General features: G+C 72.5%; 14 protein-coding genes and 1 pseudogene. 7 read left to right on the forward strand and 8 right to left on the reverse strand.

The window, feature by feature from the left end; genetic code table 11:
* Positions 1-210 precede the first annotated feature (210 nt).
* On the forward strand, positions 211-1731 hold the full coding sequence (locus HC362_RS26360) for an MFS transporter (RefSeq protein WP_243088823.1): 1521 nt from the start codon (positions 211-213) through the stop codon (positions 1729-1731).
* Here the strand turns inward: HC362_RS26360 and HC362_RS26365 are convergent.
* Positions 1718-2302: a DUF1648 domain-containing protein gene (locus tag HC362_RS26365; RefSeq protein WP_243086628.1), complete on the reverse strand. Its 585-nt coding sequence runs from the start codon at positions 2300-2302 to the stop codon at positions 1718-1720. The genes HC362_RS26360 and HC362_RS26365 overlap by 14 nt on opposite strands.
* 79 nt (positions 2303-2381) lie before the next feature.
* Positions 2382-2597 carry a hypothetical protein gene (locus tag HC362_RS26370; RefSeq protein ID WP_243086629.1) on the reverse strand — a complete coding sequence of 72 codons (216 nt, stop codon included), beginning with the start codon at positions 2595-2597 and terminating at the stop codon, positions 2382-2384.
* A 65-nt stretch (positions 2598-2662) separates the two neighbouring features.
* On the opposite strand from HC362_RS26370, the gene HC362_RS26375 reads away from it, so the two are divergent.
* Positions 2663-3331 (forward strand): class I SAM-dependent methyltransferase, encoded by a 669-nt coding sequence (locus HC362_RS26375; protein ID WP_243086630.1) that lies wholly within the window; start codon positions 2663-2665, stop codon positions 3329-3331.
* On the opposite strand, the gene HC362_RS26380 is transcribed toward HC362_RS26375, so the two are convergent.
* Complete coding sequence (locus tag HC362_RS26380; protein WP_243088824.1) at positions 3267-3950, reverse strand: TetR/AcrR family transcriptional regulator; 684 nt, start codon at positions 3948-3950, stop codon at positions 3267-3269. The genes HC362_RS26375 and HC362_RS26380 overlap by 65 nt on opposite strands.
* A gap of 285 nt (positions 3951-4235) precedes the next feature.
* Here HC362_RS26380 and HC362_RS26385 point away from each other — a divergent pair.
* Both HC362_RS26385 and HC362_RS26390 read left to right on the forward strand, forming a co-directional pair.
* A pseudogene (locus HC362_RS26385) lies at positions 4236-5030 on the forward strand (DMT family transporter); the annotation flags it as partial.
* A gap of 85 nt (positions 5031-5115) precedes the next feature.
* Positions 5116-6372, forward strand: a complete 1257-nt coding sequence (locus HC362_RS26390) for a TerD family protein (protein WP_243088825.1) — start codon at positions 5116-5118, stop codon at positions 6370-6372.
* Positions 6373-6401: 29 nt separating this feature from the next.
* On the opposite strand, the gene HC362_RS26395 is transcribed toward HC362_RS26390, so the two are convergent.
* The 3 genes from HC362_RS26395 to HC362_RS26405 all read right to left on the reverse strand — a co-directional run bounded on the left by HC362_RS26395 (position 6402) and on the right by HC362_RS26405 (position 8458).
* Positions 6402-6845 (reverse strand): SSI family serine proteinase inhibitor, encoded by a 444-nt coding sequence (locus tag HC362_RS26395; protein WP_243086631.1) that lies wholly within the window; start codon positions 6843-6845, stop codon positions 6402-6404.
* Positions 6846-7171: 326 nt separating this feature from the next.
* Positions 7172-7453 (reverse strand): GlsB/YeaQ/YmgE family stress response membrane protein, encoded by a 282-nt coding sequence (locus HC362_RS26400; RefSeq protein ID WP_243088826.1) that lies wholly within the window; start codon positions 7451-7453, stop codon positions 7172-7174.
* Positions 7454-7621: 168 nt separating this feature from the next.
* Entirely contained in the window at positions 7622-8458 is an 837-nt protein-coding gene (locus HC362_RS26405) for an NAD(P)-dependent oxidoreductase (protein WP_279240139.1), read from the reverse strand.
* Between the two features lie 290 nt (positions 8459-8748).
* Between HC362_RS26405 and HC362_RS26410 the strand changes: the two genes are divergently transcribed.
* Complete coding sequence (locus HC362_RS26410; protein WP_243086632.1) at positions 8749-9810, forward strand: 5-dehydro-4-deoxyglucarate dehydratase; 1062 nt, start codon at positions 8749-8751, stop codon at positions 9808-9810.
* Complete coding sequence (locus HC362_RS26415) at positions 9810-11072, forward strand: hypothetical protein (RefSeq protein WP_243086633.1); 1263 nt, start codon at positions 9810-9812, stop codon at positions 11070-11072. The genes HC362_RS26410 and HC362_RS26415 overlap by 1 nt, the downstream gene beginning before the upstream one ends.
* A gap of 1 nt (position 11073) precedes the next feature.
* On the opposite strand, the gene HC362_RS26420 is transcribed toward HC362_RS26415, so the two are convergent.
* Positions 11074-12546: a penicillin-binding transpeptidase domain-containing protein gene (locus HC362_RS26420; RefSeq protein ID WP_243086634.1), complete on the reverse strand. Its 1473-nt coding sequence runs from the start codon at positions 12544-12546 to the stop codon at positions 11074-11076.
* Positions 12547-12632: 86 nt separating this feature from the next.
* A complete protein-coding gene (locus HC362_RS26425; protein WP_243086635.1) occupies positions 12633-13403 on the reverse strand; it encodes an IclR family transcriptional regulator in 771 nt (256 codons plus the stop codon).
* Positions 13404-13576: 173 nt separating this feature from the next.
* Between HC362_RS26425 and HC362_RS26430 the strand changes: the two genes are divergently transcribed.
* Positions 13577-15085 carry an aldehyde dehydrogenase (NADP(+)) gene (locus tag HC362_RS26430; RefSeq protein WP_243088828.1) on the forward strand — a complete coding sequence of 503 codons (1509 nt, stop codon included), beginning with the start codon at positions 13577-13579 and terminating at the stop codon, positions 15083-15085.
* The last annotated feature ends 11 nt before the right edge of the window (positions 15086-15096 follow it).

Below are 15096 nucleotides of genomic sequence, written 5' to 3' on the forward strand. Positions count from 1 at the left end.
CCGACCCGCGTCCCGGGCCGTAGCAACCCCTCGTCCGCTAAGTCCCCTGGCAGGCCCCCGCCGCGTGGATCGCACGCGGCGGGGGCCCGCTCGTGTGAGGAGCGTCGAGGCAGGTAACTCGCTACCTGTTCCGCTTCGGCCTTGCGGCCACACAGAGCAAAGGGTGTGAATGCCGACGTGACAGAGAGCCCCAAGCGTCAACCCGGGGGCATGACGGCGGCCCGGCACGTCCCCCGGGCGGTCGCCGAGCTGCCCCGTCAGGTGCGCGACGAGCTGGCGCACAGGCTGCGGCGCAAGGGCCGGCCCTTCACCAAGGAGGATGTGCAGGTCGTCGAGGAGCCGTTGCTCAAGCGGGCGGTCACCGCCTCCGCGCTCGGCAACTGCATGGAGTGGTTCGACTTCGGGGTCTACAGCTATCTGGCCGCCACCATCGGCGAGGTCTTCTACCCGGGAGCCTCCGACGCGGCGCAGTTGCTGGCCTCGTTCGCGACCTTCGCCGCCGCCTTCGTCGTCCGCCCGCTGGGCGGGCTCTTCTTCGGCCCGCTCGGCGACAAGCTGGGCAGGCAGAAGGTGCTCGCCGCGACGATGATCCTGATGGCGTTCGGCACCTTTGTGATCGGTTTCATCCCCAGCTACGCCACCATCGGTATCGCGGCGCCCATTCTGCTGCTGCTGGCCCGGATGCTGCAGGGCTTCTCGACAGGAGGTGAGTACGGCGGCGCCACCACCTTCATCGCGGAGTTCTCACCGGACCGCAGGCGCGGATTCCTCGGAAGCTGGCTCGACTTCGGCACGTTCGTCGGTTACGCCCTCGGCTCGGCCCTCGTCACCCTGCTGAACATGGGGCTGACCGACGACCAGATGCTCTCCTGGGGCTGGCGCGTACCGTTCCTGATCGCCGGTCCGCTGGGGCTGATCGGCCTGTACATGCGGCTCAAGCTGGAGGAGTCCCCGGCGTTCCAGCAGCAGTTGGACGAGCACGACCAGGCCGTAGCGGCGCGCGAGGCCGAACGGCACGAGTTCCGCACCATCCTGCGCCGCCACTGGGCACCCCTGCTCATCTGCGTCGGCCTGGTGCTGCTCTACAACGTGACCAACTACATGGTCACCGGCTACCTGCCGACCTACCAGACGGAAGTGCTCGGCCGGGCCGGCACCACCTCCGATGTGCTGGTGCTGGTCGGCATGGTGTGGGTGGTGCTGCTGATCACCTTCATCGGGCGTCTCAGCGACCGCATCGGCCGGCGCCCGGTGTACCGCTGGGCGGCCGTCGGCCAGATCGTGCTGGCGGTTCCGGCCTTCATGCTGCTCCGTGCGGACGGCTGGGTGCTGCCCACGCTGGGCGTGCTGACCCTGGCCACGCTGCTGGCCGGGTTCGCCGCGCCCTCGGCGGCGACGCTGCCCGCGCTCTTTCCCACGAGCGTGCGCTACGCCGCGATGGGTATCGGCTTCAACTTCTCCGTCGCCGCCTTCGGCGGTACCACTCCACTCGCCACCGAGGCCCTGGTCAGCGCGACCGGCAACGATCTGACGCCCGGCCTCTATCTGGTCGTCAGCGGTCTGATCGGCCTGCTCGCCGTCCGGTTCATGCCGGAGAGCGCCGGGGTCCCGCTGCAGGGCTCGCAGCCCATGGTCAGCTCCGAGCAGGAGGCGAAGGAGCTGATCTCCACCAGCCGCGATCTGCAAGGCATGCAAGCGCGGCCGGAGACCGAGCCGGTCAGCCGCCGGTAGGACGCCTGCGCCCGGGGCCTCCCGCCCGGTCTCTCAGGGCCGTCACCACCAGGGCGAGCGTGCCGAGGGCGACGGGCAGCAGCGCCAGGACCAGCTTCCCGGTCAGCTCTTCGCCCTGCTTCGGCGGCGTGGTGCTCCACATCACGGTGCAGGTGACGGCCAGCGTCAGCCCCAGGCAGAACCCGAGGAGGAGCACCAGCCGGGCGGTGCGCCGGGCGCTCGCCCGGTCCTTGGGCCGGTTGACGAGGCTCGATGTCCGCTGCTCAGGGCGGAGTTCCCCGGCCGGGGTGATGCGCAGCGTGGCGTAGGCGCTTCCGGCCAGCAGCGCCAGCGCTCCCGCGTGGACGAAGACGGGCAGGAAGACGGTGCCCACGGACTTGTCCCCGTATCTGTCGACGCCGTCGCTGCCGATGTGCTGCGGCACCCTCTCCGGAAGGTCGGGGTAGACCACGACCCCCCACACCAGGAGCCCCACCAGCATCAGCAGCCCCGGCGCCAGCCACAGCCAGGGGAAGTCCGCGCCGCCTCCGCTGCGCTGCCCGGCACCGTCCTTGTCCCGATCCCCGCCCATGTCCTGTCTCTCCCCGTGTCGTCCGGGTGCTCTGCTTCCCCTGGAAGCGGCGGCCATTCCGCTTCCCCCGGGGCGGCGCCTATTCCGCTTGGCGGCCCCAGACAAGGTGGTTGCCGCCCTGCCATTCGAAGACCGTTTCGTCGTAGAGATCGACGGTGGCGATGTCCAGGCCCGCGCGGGCAAGGTACTCGATCAGGTCGGTCAGGCCGTAGGCCGTCCCCAGCGTCTCGCCGCGCGCGGTGACGCGGCGGCCGCCGTCGGGGGCGGGAGGGTGGACGACGACAAGCGCGCTCATACTTCCAGGCTGCGCCCGGTGCCGCGCCGATGCACCTCGGGGCCCGGGAGGGGTAGTGTCCCGGCATGGCTGGAGTCCGTCCTGATGTGCACGGCTTCTGGGAGGCCGACGGCGCGACGAAGACGTTCACGCACTCCCTCGACCCCGGCCTGCTGGCCGCCCACATTCCGCCCACCGCGCGCGTCCTGGACTACGGCTGCGGCTACGGGCGGCTGACGGCGCGGCTCGGCGAGCTGGGGTACGCACACGTCGTCGGCGTCGATCCCTCGCGCGCCATGATCGAGCGCGGGCGGCGGGAGAACCCGCGGCTGGCGCTGTACCACCAGCCCGAGCTGCCGCTGCCCGAGCGGGACGGCACCTTCGACGCCGCGCTGCTGTTCGCCGTCCTGACCTGCGTGCCGGACGACGCCGCTCAGGGCGCGACCCTCGCCGAGCTGGCCAGGGTGCTGCGGCCGGGCGGAGCCCTGTACGTCAGCGAGGTCCCCCTGCAGCGCGACGCGCGGAATGTGGCCCGCTACGAGCAGTACCACGCGTCCGTGCCGGGGAGCGCGTACGGCACGTTCACCACCGAAGACGGCGGCCTCTTCCGGCACCTTCCCGCGGACCGGCTCCGGGCGCTGCTGCGCGACCACGGGTTCACGGTCGCCGAGGAACGGGTGGGTACGGCGCCTACGCTGAACGGTCACCAGGCGGAGTGTCTGCAGTTGGTGGCACGCCGCGGCGCGGACGGCTGAGCGCCCGCTCCAGGGACTGCGCCGCCAGCGCGCGCGCCCTGGCCACCGGGTCGTCGACGACTGCCAGCCCGCGCAGCACCACGGCGCCCTCGTGCAGCAGCGCCAGCTCGTCGGCCAGCCGGTCGGGCTCGTCCGCACCGGACGCGACCGCGAGTTCGTACAGATAGCCGCGCAGCCAGAGCTTCTGCTCGTTGATCACGCGGCGGCCCGGGTGCGCGGGATCGGGGAGTTCGGCCGCGGCGTTGACGAAGCCGCAGCCGCGCGGGTTGTGCTGCCGGGTCCACTCCGCGAGCGCGTCGAAGGTGGCCAGCAGCCGCTCGCCGGGCCCGGGCCCGGGCCCGGGGCCGGTGCCGGTCCCGGGGGCCTGTGTGTCCACCCATGAGGTCAGCCAGGAGCGCCAGCGGCGGTCGCGCTCGCGCAGATACGCGGCGATCAGCGCGTCCTTGCCACCGAACCTGTCGTAGAGCGTCTTCTTGGTGGTCCCCGCCTCCTTGGCGATCAGATCGACGCCGACGGCCGTGATGCCGCGCTCGTAGAAGAGGGCGCTCGCCGCGTCCAGGATCTTCCGCGCGCCGGGTGTCAGCCCCTCCGGCCCGGCGTCCCCGGCCTCCCGCCTGATGTCCGGCCTGATGTCCGGCCTGGTCTCCACTGCCTCCCGGCTCCCTTCGGCCGATGCGCGCCGGCGTACTCGCTCACCAGCGCGCTTGCAGTAAACAGATCTGTCTACTTCACTGTACTCCCAGGGCGGGTAAACCGATCGGTCTACCGACAGCTGTCAGAAGCCCGTGCACCGACCACCGCAGCCCGTGCACCGACCACCGCGTGAGGAGCCCCCGTGCCAGTCCAACCCCTGTCCCTCCCGGCCCCCGTCGCCTCCGCCACCGTCTCCGCCGGGCTCGTCGTCATGTGGAGCTCCGGCTTCATCGGCGCCGAGCTCGGCACCCGGCAGACCACCGCCGACACCCTGCTGATGTGGCGGTTCCTGGCCGCGACGGCGCTGCTGGGCGGCGCCTGGCTGCTGTGGCGCCGCCGCCGGCTGCCTCCGCGCGCGCTCGCCGAGCAGGCGGCCGTCGGACTGCTCTCGCAGGGCACCTACCTCGGCTCGACCGTGTGGGCCGTCGGACTGGGCGTCCCCTCCGGCACCTCAGCGCTGATAGCCGCGCTCCAGCCGCTCGCCGCGGGGGCGCTGGCCGGACGGCTGCTCGGCGAGCGGGTCGGCCGCCGCCAGTGGGCCGGGCTCCTCGTCGGCCTGGGCGGCGTCGCCCTCGTCGTACGCGACGACCTCGCAGCCCCCGGAGCGGCGCCCAACTGGGCGTACGCGCTGCCCTTCGCCGGGATGGCAGGACTGCTCGCCGCCAGCTTTCTGGAGCGCCGCGCCCGGCACCAGCTCCCCGCCGTGGACACGGTGCCGCTCCACTGTGCCGTGAGCGCGCTGGTCTTCACGGCGGTAGCGGCCGGACTCGGCCATGCGGCGCCGCCCGCCGCCTCCGGCGCCTTCTGGCTCGCCGTCGGCTGGGTCGTCCTGCTCTCCACCGTCGGCGGCTACGGCTTCTACTGGATGAGCCTGCGCCGCAACGGCGTGACCGGGACCAGCGCCCTGATCTACCTCACCCCGCCGACCACCCTGCTGTGGGCGTACGCCATGTTCGGTGAGGCGCCCGGAGGCGGGGCCGTGCTGGGCATGGTGGTGTGTGTGGCGGGCGTGGTGGCGGCGACGGTGGAAACCCCGGCCAGGGCAAAGGAACCGCAAAGCCCGGCCAGTCGTTACTCCCGGCATGACCGCAATGACTCCCGGCTCCAACCTGCCGCTGACCGCTCAGCGCGTGGCGGTGGACGTGACCGCACCCAGCAAGCTCGACGTCTCGGCCCTGCTGCTGAGCCCGGAGGGCAAGGTCCGCTCGGACGACGACTTCGTCTTCTACAACCAGCCCACCGCTCCCGGCGTGACGCACAGCAGCGGTGCCACTGACACGATCACCGTGGAGACCGGCGCGGTGCCCGCCGCGATCGACAAGGTCGTCGTCACCGCGAGCCTCGACGCGCCCGGGGCCACCTTCGCCGGTACCGAACCCACCGCGACGGTGCGCGACGCCGCGAGCGGTGCGGTGCTGGCCACCTTCACCCCGCCGCAGCTGGGTGCCGAGACGGCGCTGCTGGTGGTGGAGGTCTACCGCAGGAACGGCGCCTGGAAGGTACGGGCGGTCGGACAGGGGTACGCCAACGGGCTCGGCGGTATCGCCTCGGACTTCGGCGTGAACGTGGAGGAACCCCCGGCAGCCGCCGCACCGGCAGCTCCGGCCGCTCCCTCGGCACCCGCCGCCCCGGCCGCACCCCCGGCGCCTCCCGCGCCCGCCGCCCCGGCGGCTCCTCCCTCGGCGCCGCCCGCCCCCACTGCCTCCGCTCCCGCCGCTCCGGCGGCTCCCGCAGGGGCGGGAGGCATGGCGGCCGGGGCCGGGAAGATCAACCTGGACAAGGGGAAGGTCAACCTTCAGAAGAACCAGACGGTTTCCCTGGTCAAGGGAGGCCGGCCGCTGCTCACCTCGGTGCGGATGGGCCTCGGCTGGGAGCCGGTCTTCCGGGCCGGGAGGCGGGCCAAGGACATCGACCTCGACGCCTCGGTGATCGCCTACGACGCCAACCGCAAGAAGATCGACGCCTGTTACTTCGGCAAGCTGGCCATCCTGGGCGGCGTCATCCAGCACTCCGGCGACAACCTCACGGGCGAGGGCGCCGGGGACGACGAGGTGATCACCGTCCACCTCGGCGATCTCCCGCCCCAGGTCACAGGTCTGGTATTCACCGTGAACTCCTTCTCGGGACAGAAGTTCACCGATGTCGCCAAGGCCTACTGCCGACTGCTCGACGCCTCGGGCGGGGAGCTGGTCCGCTTCGACCTGACCCAGTCCGAGCCCAGGACAGGCGTGCTGATGGCGAAGTTCATCCGCCAGTTCTCCGGCGAGTGGGAGATGACGGCGCTCGGCGAGTACGTCGACTCGCGTACGGTGCGCGGCATGGTGAAGCCGGGCGCCGCGGCGCTGTAGCCCCGGGCCCGCGGCTCACCGGGCGGCGGTCAGAAGTCGAAGAGGGGACCCGTCGCCCGGTGCATGGCACAGGCGTTGGGGAAGGTCTTCTTCCAGTTGACGGCCTTCCCCCGGTGGCTGCCGCGCGCCTCGGCGGTCACCGGGTCGTGCTTCATGGTGCAGTGACCGCGCTTGCCGGGCAGCGCGTTCAGGTTCCCGCGCGTCTTGTCGAGCGCGGCACACGCCTGAGCGGCCTTCGGGTGCTTGCCGCGCGGGGAGGGTTCGCACTGCAGCAGGACGCCCCGGATGGTGGACTTGCCGGAGCGGGAGACGGTCAAAAAGACGCCCTGGTCGCCGCGGTCGGGCTTGGCGCTCCTCGGGGCGCTCGCTGCGTCGGCTGCGGGCGCCGGCTGCGGGGCCAGCAGCGGCAGGGCCAGCGCGGCCGCGGCCAGCGCTGTGCGGACGAGGTGCCGGGTGGAGATTCGAGTGCTCACGGCCTCTCAACGAGGCCGGGGGCCGGAAGGACACGCGCGGCGGACCGGCGTGTGGGCTCCCCGCGCACCTGGTGCGGCACGCGGGGAGCCGCACTCAGGACTGCGGCCGGCGGCCGTGGTTGGCCGCGTTCTTGCGGCGGGCCTTCTTCTTGCGCCGACGCTTCGACGACATGGCGCCTCCTTTCACGTGCGGATCAATACCCCGCGTTTCTACCACCCACCTGACCCGGAGCCCGAACCCCGGGTGAGTGCCGAAGCGCTACCCGCCGCAATGGTGCGGACTTCCAAGGCTGGTCGTCCGCGAACGCGGTCAGCGGCGGTCGCGGTCAGCGGCGGTCGCGGGAGTGGCCGAAGAGCAGCCGGTAGACGATCAGCAGGACGAGGGAGCCGGCGATGGCGGCGACCCACAGGCCGGGGTCGACCACATTGTTGGCTATCGGGCGGTCCAGAAAGGTGGCGGAGAGCCAGCCGCCGACGAAGGCTCCGGCGACGCCGATGAGGACGGTTCCCACCAGGCCGCCCGGGTCGCGCCCTGGCAGCAGGACCTTGGCCACCGTGCCCGCCACCAGCCCGAGGATGATCCAGCTCAGCACGCCGGAGTGGGCCAGCTCGGAGAGGACGTCCGAGCCGGAGTCGTCGCCGTCGGCGAGCTGGGTGAGCGCAGCGAGGTGGGCGAGCGGTGTGGCGGGCATGTGTGGCCTCCCCGTCGGTGATCGGTTGCGGCCCCATGATGCCTGCCGGGTCAGGACCCCCGGGGTGCCCCCTTCAGCTCCCCCTCAGCGTGGCCAGATGGGCGGCCGGGTGCAGAAGTGGCCGCCCAGATGTGCCTGGTCGGGGTCGGCCGGGTCCAACTCGCCGTGCTCCGCGACGAGTTTCGCGGCGTAGGGCTCGGAGTCGTCGCGTGGCTCGTAGCCCAGGGCGCGGGCCGAGCCGAGGTCCCACCACAGCCGGGTGTTGGCGGAGGAGCCGTAGACGACGGTGTGGCCGACGTCCTCGGCGGTGAGTGCCGCGTGCAGGAGGCGGGCGCCGTCGGCGGGGCTGAGCCAGATCGAGAGCATCCGCACGGAGGTCGGTTCGGGGAAGCAGGAGCCGATGCGCACGGAGACGGTCTCGATGCCGTGCCGGTCCCAGTAGAGCTGGGCGAGGTCCTCGCCGAAGGATTTGGACAGGCCGTAGAAGGTGTCGGGGCGGCGTGGGGTGTGCACCGGGATCGGGGCGGCGCCGGTCTCGGGTACCGGGGTGAAGCCGACGGCGTGGTTGGAGGAGGCGAAGACGATACGGCGTACGCCCTCGGCGCGTGCCGCCTCGTAGAGCGCGTAGGTGCCCCGGATGTTGGCGTCGAGGATCTTCTCGAAGCTGGATTCGAGCGAGATCCCCGCCAGGTGGATGATCGCGTGCACGCCCCGTACGGCAGCGCGCAGCGTGTCGCTGTCCGCCGTGCCCAGATCGAGGGTGAGCGCCTCCGGTTCGCCCTCGACGGGGCGCATGTCCAGCAGGCGCAGCGTGTAGCCGTAGGAGGGCAGCAGGCCGCGCATCAGGGTGCCGAGTCCCCCGGCGGCTCCGGTGAGCAGGACGGTGCGGGGCGCGGACTCCGCTGCGGGGCTCTCGGGCACGGTGCGGTCTCCATCCGGTCTCGCCATGGAACCGTCGGTCTCCGTCCATGGACACGGTTCATATACGGGGAGACGCTAGGGAGGGCCCGCACCCCCGTCAAGGGAGCCGCGCGTCGGGTCGCGCCTGCCGTTGCACGGTGAAGTCCGGCCCGTCGTAGGGGGCTTCGGTCTTGACCGGTGGCGCGCCGCTGGCTTAGCGTGACTGTCGTTCAGGAATGTAGACAACTATCACAAGAGTGCACGGCTGGAGGGCTCTCCCGCCCGCCCGTCCAGGCCACAAGGAGCGCCGTATGCCCTCGCCCCCGCCCTCTTGGGCCACCGGCACCCCGGAACCCGGTTCTCCGGAACCCGGCACCCCGAGCCCCGGCTCCCCGGCCCCGGGCCCGGCAGTGCTCGCCGAACGGCTCGACGGACTGCTCTTCTTCCCCGTGACCGCCTTCGCCCCGGACGGCACCCTCGACCTCGACGCCTTCCGTACGCATGTCCGGCGCGGAGTGGAGGCCGGTGCGGGAGCCGTCTTCGCGTGCTGCGGCACCGGCGAGTTCCACGCGCTGGCACCGGAGGAGTTCGGCGCCTGCGTGGCCGCGGCCGTGGCCGAGGCGGGCGGCAGGGTGCCGGTGCTGGCGGGTACCGGCTACGGTCCCGCGCTCGCCCGCGAGTTCGCACGCCGGGCCGAGGAGGCCGGTGCCGACGGGCTGCTGGCGATGCCGCCGTACCTGGTGGCGGCCGACCAGGACGGGCTCGTACGCCACTACACCGAACTGGCGGACGCCACCTGGCTGCCCACCGTCGTCTACCAGCGCGACAACGCCCTCTTCACCCCCGAGGCCGTCGTACGCCTCGCCCGCCACCCCCGCGTCATCGGCCTCAAGGACGGCCTCGGGGACCCCGACCTGCTGCAGCGCATCATCACCGCGGTGCGCGGCGCGGGCCTGGACGGGACGTTCCGGTACTTCAACGGGCTGCCCACCGCGGAGCTGACCGGACCCGCCTACCGCGGCCTCGGCGTCTCGCTGTACTCCTCCGCCGTCTTCTGCTTCGCGCCCGAGATCGCACTGGCCTTCCACCGCGCGCTGGAGACCGGCGACGAGGCAACCGTACGAGCCCTGCTGGACGGCTTCTACGTGCCGTTCGTCGAACTCCGCAACCAGGGCCGCGGTTACGCCGTCTCGCTCGTCAAAGCGGGCGTGCGGCTGCGGGGGCTCGACGTCGGCGGGGTGCGCCCCCCGCTGTCCGACCCGCCACCGGAGCATGTCGAAGAGCTGGAGGTACTGCTGGAACGGGGTCTGGAGCTGGCCGCAGCCCTCTCCGGCCGCACCTCAGGGACCAGAGCCGGGGGAGGGGCACACTGATGCGCGCCGCGGCGTTCTGCTACCCCTGGGACGTGGTCGGCGACCCCGAGGCACCCGCCCGCCTCGCGGCGCTGGGAATCCAGCAGGTCACCCTGGCCTCCGCCTACCACTCGACCCGCGCCCTGACCCCCAGGCACCCGCGGCACCGCGTCGTCACCGCGCGGCACTCGGCCGTCCTCTACCCGCCGGACCCCACCCGCTGGCGGCGCGGCGCTCCGCGTCCGTACACCCAGGACTGGGTGGACAGCGACGACCCCGGCGGCCCCTACGCCGAGGCCGCACGCGCGCTGACCGAGGCCGGTCTCGAAGTGCACTCCTGGGTGGTTCTGGCCCACAACTCACGGCTGGGCGAGGAGTTTCCGCACACCAGCGTCCGCAACGCGTACGGCGACCGCTACCCGTGGGCCCCCTGCGTCGCCCGCCCCGAGGTGCGGGCCTACGCCGTCGCACTGGCGGCCGAGGGGGCCGTTCGCCCGGGCACCAGGACGCGCGGGACCGAGCTGGAGTCCTGCGGCTGGTACGGGCTCGCCCATCTGCACGCCCACGACAAGACCGGCGGCGTGCCGCTGGACGGCGCCGCGACCGCGCTGATGTCGCTGTGCTTCTGCGACGTGTGCCAGGAGGGCTACGCCACCCTGGGCGGCGACCCCGAACGGCTGCGGAACAGCGTGGTCCGCGCCCTGGAACAGGTCTGGCGGGGCGAGTACACCCCGGCGCCGCGGGCCGGCGGCAGGGCGGGGGAGCGCGCTGCCGTCGAGGCGCTGCTCGGCGCCGAGGCCACGGCCCTGTTCGCCGGCTGGCGGGACGCCGCGGCCAGCCGCCTCCAGCACGAGGCCGTCGCGGCGGTACGCCAGGAAGCCCGGCGGGCGGCGTCCGAGGACGGCCGCTTCCAGGTGCTCCTGCACGCCGATCCGGCCCCGCACCGTACGGGTGCCAACGCCGGTACCCGCCCCGCCGATGTGCTCGGGCACGCCGACGGCGTCGTCGTTCCCTGCCCGGGAGGGGCGGGCGGCGCGGCCGAACGCCGGGACGCGCTCGGACCGTTCGCCGCGCACTGCGGTTCCGGGGCGACGCTCGCGGCCAACTTCACCGTCGTCTCCGGCATGGGCGGCAGCCCGCGGACCCTCGCCGACGACGCCGCACACGCGCGCGCACTCGGCGCGACCGAACTGCGGCTCTACCACGCCGGGCTCGCCTCCGACCAGGACCTCGCCGCGGTGACCGAGGCCCTGGCCCTCGCCGGGCAAGCGCCCCGGGACTGAATCACCGCAGCGCTGCCCGGATCATCTTCTCGGCGACGGGGGCCGCCAGCCCGTTGCCGCTGACCTCGGCGCGGGCGGCGTCCGAGTCCTCCACCACGACCGCCACCGCGACCTTCTTGCCGGAGTCGGTCTCGCCCCAGGAGGTGAACCAGGCATAGGGCGTACCGCTGTTGTCGACGCCGTGCTGTGCCGTGCCGGTCTTGCCACCCACCGTGAGCCCCGCGATCCGCGCGTTGGTGCCGGTGCCCTTCTCGACCACCGTGCGCATGGCGGAGCGGAGCTGCCCGGCCGTGCGCCCGCTCATCACCCGCCGCGAGTCCGGGTCCTCGTAGGACTGGAGCGTGTGCCCGCCCCCGTCCTGCACGCGGGAGACCATGTGCGGGTCGACGAGTTCGCCGTTGTGCGCGATGGCCTGCGAGACCATCGCCATCTGCAGCGGGGTCGCGGTGACCTCGAACTGCCCGATGCCGGACAGCCCGGTCTGTGCCTCGTCCATCCCGGTGGGGAAGTTGCTCTCGGCCGCGCGCACGGGCACGTCCTGCTTCTCGTCGTTGAAGCCGAACTTCTCGGCCTGTGCGCGCAGCTTCTTCACTCCCAGGTCGGTCGCCAGCTTGGCGAAGACGTTGTTGCAGGAGTAGCGCAGCGCGGTGCGCAGGGAGGCGTTCTCGCAGGGGGCCGACTTGTTCTCGTTCTCCAGCTTCGTGGAGGTGCCCTTGAGGGTGTACGGGTCGGGGCTGTGGGTGCGTTCGTCCACCGAGGAGTACAGCCCGTTCTCCAGCGCCGCCGCGGCCACCACCAGCTTGAACGTCGAGCCCGGCGGGACGGCCTGCCGCAGGGCGCGGTTGAGCGTCGGGTTGTCGTCGCTCTTGTCGTTGCCGCTGCGCGCGGTCAGCTTCTTCCAGGCCGCGGTGTCGTCCGCGCCGCTGCCGCCGATCTTCGACGGGTCGAAGGAGGGGGAGCTGACGGCGCCGAGTATCTCGCCGCTGTCCGGATCGATCGCCACCGCGGCGCCCTTCTTGTCGCCCAGCGCCTCGTAACCGGTGCGCTGCACCTTCGGGTCGATGGTGGTCAGGACGTTCCCCGGCTCGGCATGCTCGCCGGTCAGCATCTGCAGCGGGTCCTTGAGGCGGTCGTCGCTGCCGTTGAGCACGTCCTGGTAGATCCCCTCCAGCTGGGTGGCGCCGCGCACCTGCGAGGCGAAGCCGGTGACGGGAGCGTAGAGCCGGCCGTCGGTGTAAGTGCGCTTGTAGCGCAGATCACCGCCGTCCTCGGCCCGCTCGGAGCCGGTGACCGGTTCCCCGCCCACATAGATGTCCCCGAAGGGCTGCGCGTACTGCTCGATGGCGTTGCGTCGATTCTTCTCACTGTCCGCGAGGGCTTCCCCGTCCACCATCTGCAGCCAGGTGAGCCGCATCAGCAGCGCCATCACCAGCAGCAGCGTGACGGTGCCCGCGCGCCTGATCGTCCTGTTCATCCGTACGAGAACGCGTCGCGCGGCGGCCGGGGTTCCACCCCGAGGGGACTTCTCAGGGCATTCTCATCTCGGTGAGCGGGCTGCTGTCACAGCGTCCGGGTGGCGTGCATCAGCCGGTCCCGGGCGTCGAACAGCGCGTCCTTGATCATCTGTTCGTGCGCTGTCGTCAGCCGGGCGACCGGCACCGAGCAGCTGATGGCGTCCCGGGCCGGGGTCCGGTAGGGGATGGCGACGCCGAAGCAGCGCAGCCCCAGCGTGTTCTCCTCCCGGTCCACGGCATACCCCTGCTCGCGCACCAGTCGCAGCTCCTCGATCAGCTTCTCGCGGTCGGTGAGGGTGTGCTCGGTCAGCTGCGGCAGGGTCTCGGGCAGGATCTTGCGCACCTGCTCGTCCGAGTACGTCGCCAGCAGGGCCTTGCCCAGCGACGTCGAGTGCGCCGGCAGCCGTCGTCCGACGCGGGTGAAGGGGCGCAGATAGTGCTGGGACTGGCGGGTGGCCAGATAGACGACGTTGGTGCCGTCCAGGCGCGCCAGGTGGATGGTCTCGGTGGTGTCGTCCGAGAGCCGGTCCAGGGTGGGCTTCGCGGCGGCCACGACCTCGTCGCCGTCGATGTAGGAGGTGCCCACCAGCAGCGCCCGTACCCCGATCCCGTAGCGGGTGCCGGTGGCGTCCGTCTCCACCCAGCCGAGGTCGACCAGCGTCCGGAGCAGCATGTAGAGGCTCGACTTGGGGTAGCCGACCGCCTCCTGCACGGCGGCGAGCGTGTGCATCCCGGGCCGCCCCGCGAAGAACTCCAGCAGCTCCACTGTCCGCACAGCCGACTTGACCTGCGAACCCCCCGCCTCGGTACCAGTCATCGACCTTGACCCCTCTGTTCGCGCAGACCTACAGTCCCAAAGGAATTCACCTACAGGGATATTGTTCAGCATACCGAACAGAGGGCTCCGCAAGGCCAGGAGGGCCGTGTGAGACTCCTGTAGGCGAGGGGATTCGCAGGACCAGGAGGACTCCGGTGGCAGCAGCAGTACCAGTGTGGAGCGTCGACCCCCGTACCGGGAAGCAGCGGGAACGGGTCGCCGACGAGGCCACGGCGGCCGATGTGGACGCCGCCGTGCGCGCCGCCCACCAGACGCTCCCCGCGCTCGCCGACCGCGGGACACGTGTCGCCTTCCTGCGCGCCGCCGCCAAGCGCCTGGAGGCCGACGGCGAGCGGATCGTCGCCACGGCCGATGCCGAGAGCGCCCTGGGCGGGACCCGGCTGACCGGTGAACTCGCCCGTACGACGGGACAGCTGCGGGCCTTCGCCGACGAGGTCGAGGACGGCGGCTACCTCGACGTCATCATCGACCACGCCGACCCCGCGCTCACCCCGCCCCGACCCGACCTGCGCCGGTACAAGCTGCCGCTCGGCGTCGTCGCCGTCTACGCCGCCTCCAACTTCCCCCTGGCCTTCTCCGTCCCCGGCGGCGACACCGCGAGCGCGCTCGCGGCCGGCTGCCCCGTCGTGGTCAAGGCCCACCCCGACCACCCCGCGACCTCCGCGCTGTGCGCGGCGGCGCTGCGGGCCGGCGCCGCCGACGCGGGGCTGCCCGAGGACGTCGTCTCGGTCGTCCACGGGTTCGACGCCGGAGTGGAACTGGTGCGGCACCCGCTGGTGTCGGCCGCCGGGTTCACCGGCTCCGTCAAGGGCGGCCGCGCCCTCTTCGACGCCGCGGCCGCGCGGCCCCGGCCCATCCCCTTCCACGGCGAACTCGGCTCCCTCAACCCCGTGGTGGTCACCCGCGAGGCCGTCGCCGAGCGCGCCGAGCAGATCGGCGAGGGCCTCGGCGGCTCCATGACCCTGGGCACCGGACAGTTCTGCGTGAAGCCCGGCCTGGTCCTCGTCCCCGAGGGCGCGGACGGCGACCGGATGCTCGACAAGCTCGCCGGGACGCTGCGCGCCGCCACCCCCGGCCACCTGCTGGACGACCGGATGCGGGACGCCTTCCTGTCGGGTGTCACCGAGCGGTCGGCGCTCCGGCAGGTCGAGGCCCCGGTCGCCGCGGGCGCCGGTGAGGACGAGCGGACCGTGCGGGCCGGGCTGTTCACCATCCGCGCGGCCGAACTGGGCGAGGAGCACGCGCTGCTGCTGGAGGAGTGCTTCGGTCCGGTGAGCGTCGTCGTCCGGTACGCGGACGAGGCCGAGATCGAGTCGGTGCTGGACAAGATGGACGGCAGTCTCACCGCCACCGTGCACCTCTCCTCGGCCGAGGCGGCCGGTGACGCGGACGCCGCCGCGCTGCTCAGCCGGCTCACCGGGATCGCCGGGCGCGTGCTGGTGAACGGCTGGCCCACCGGGGTCGCGGTGGCTCCGGCCCAGCACCACGGCGGCCCCTACCCGGCCACCACCTCGACCTCGACCTCCGTGGGAGCCACCGCCATCGAGCGCTGGCTGCGGCCGGTCGCCTTCCAGGGCACGCCCGAGGCGCTGCTGCCCGAGGAGCTGCGGGACGCCAACCCCCTGGGCCTGCCGCGCAGGGTCGACGGCGTCCGGGAGTGAGAGCCGGGTAA

Source organism: Streptomyces sp. 891-h (genome assembly GCF_022760275.1).
GTDB lineage: Bacteria > Actinomycetota > Actinomycetes > Streptomycetales > Streptomycetaceae > Streptomyces > Streptomyces spirodelae.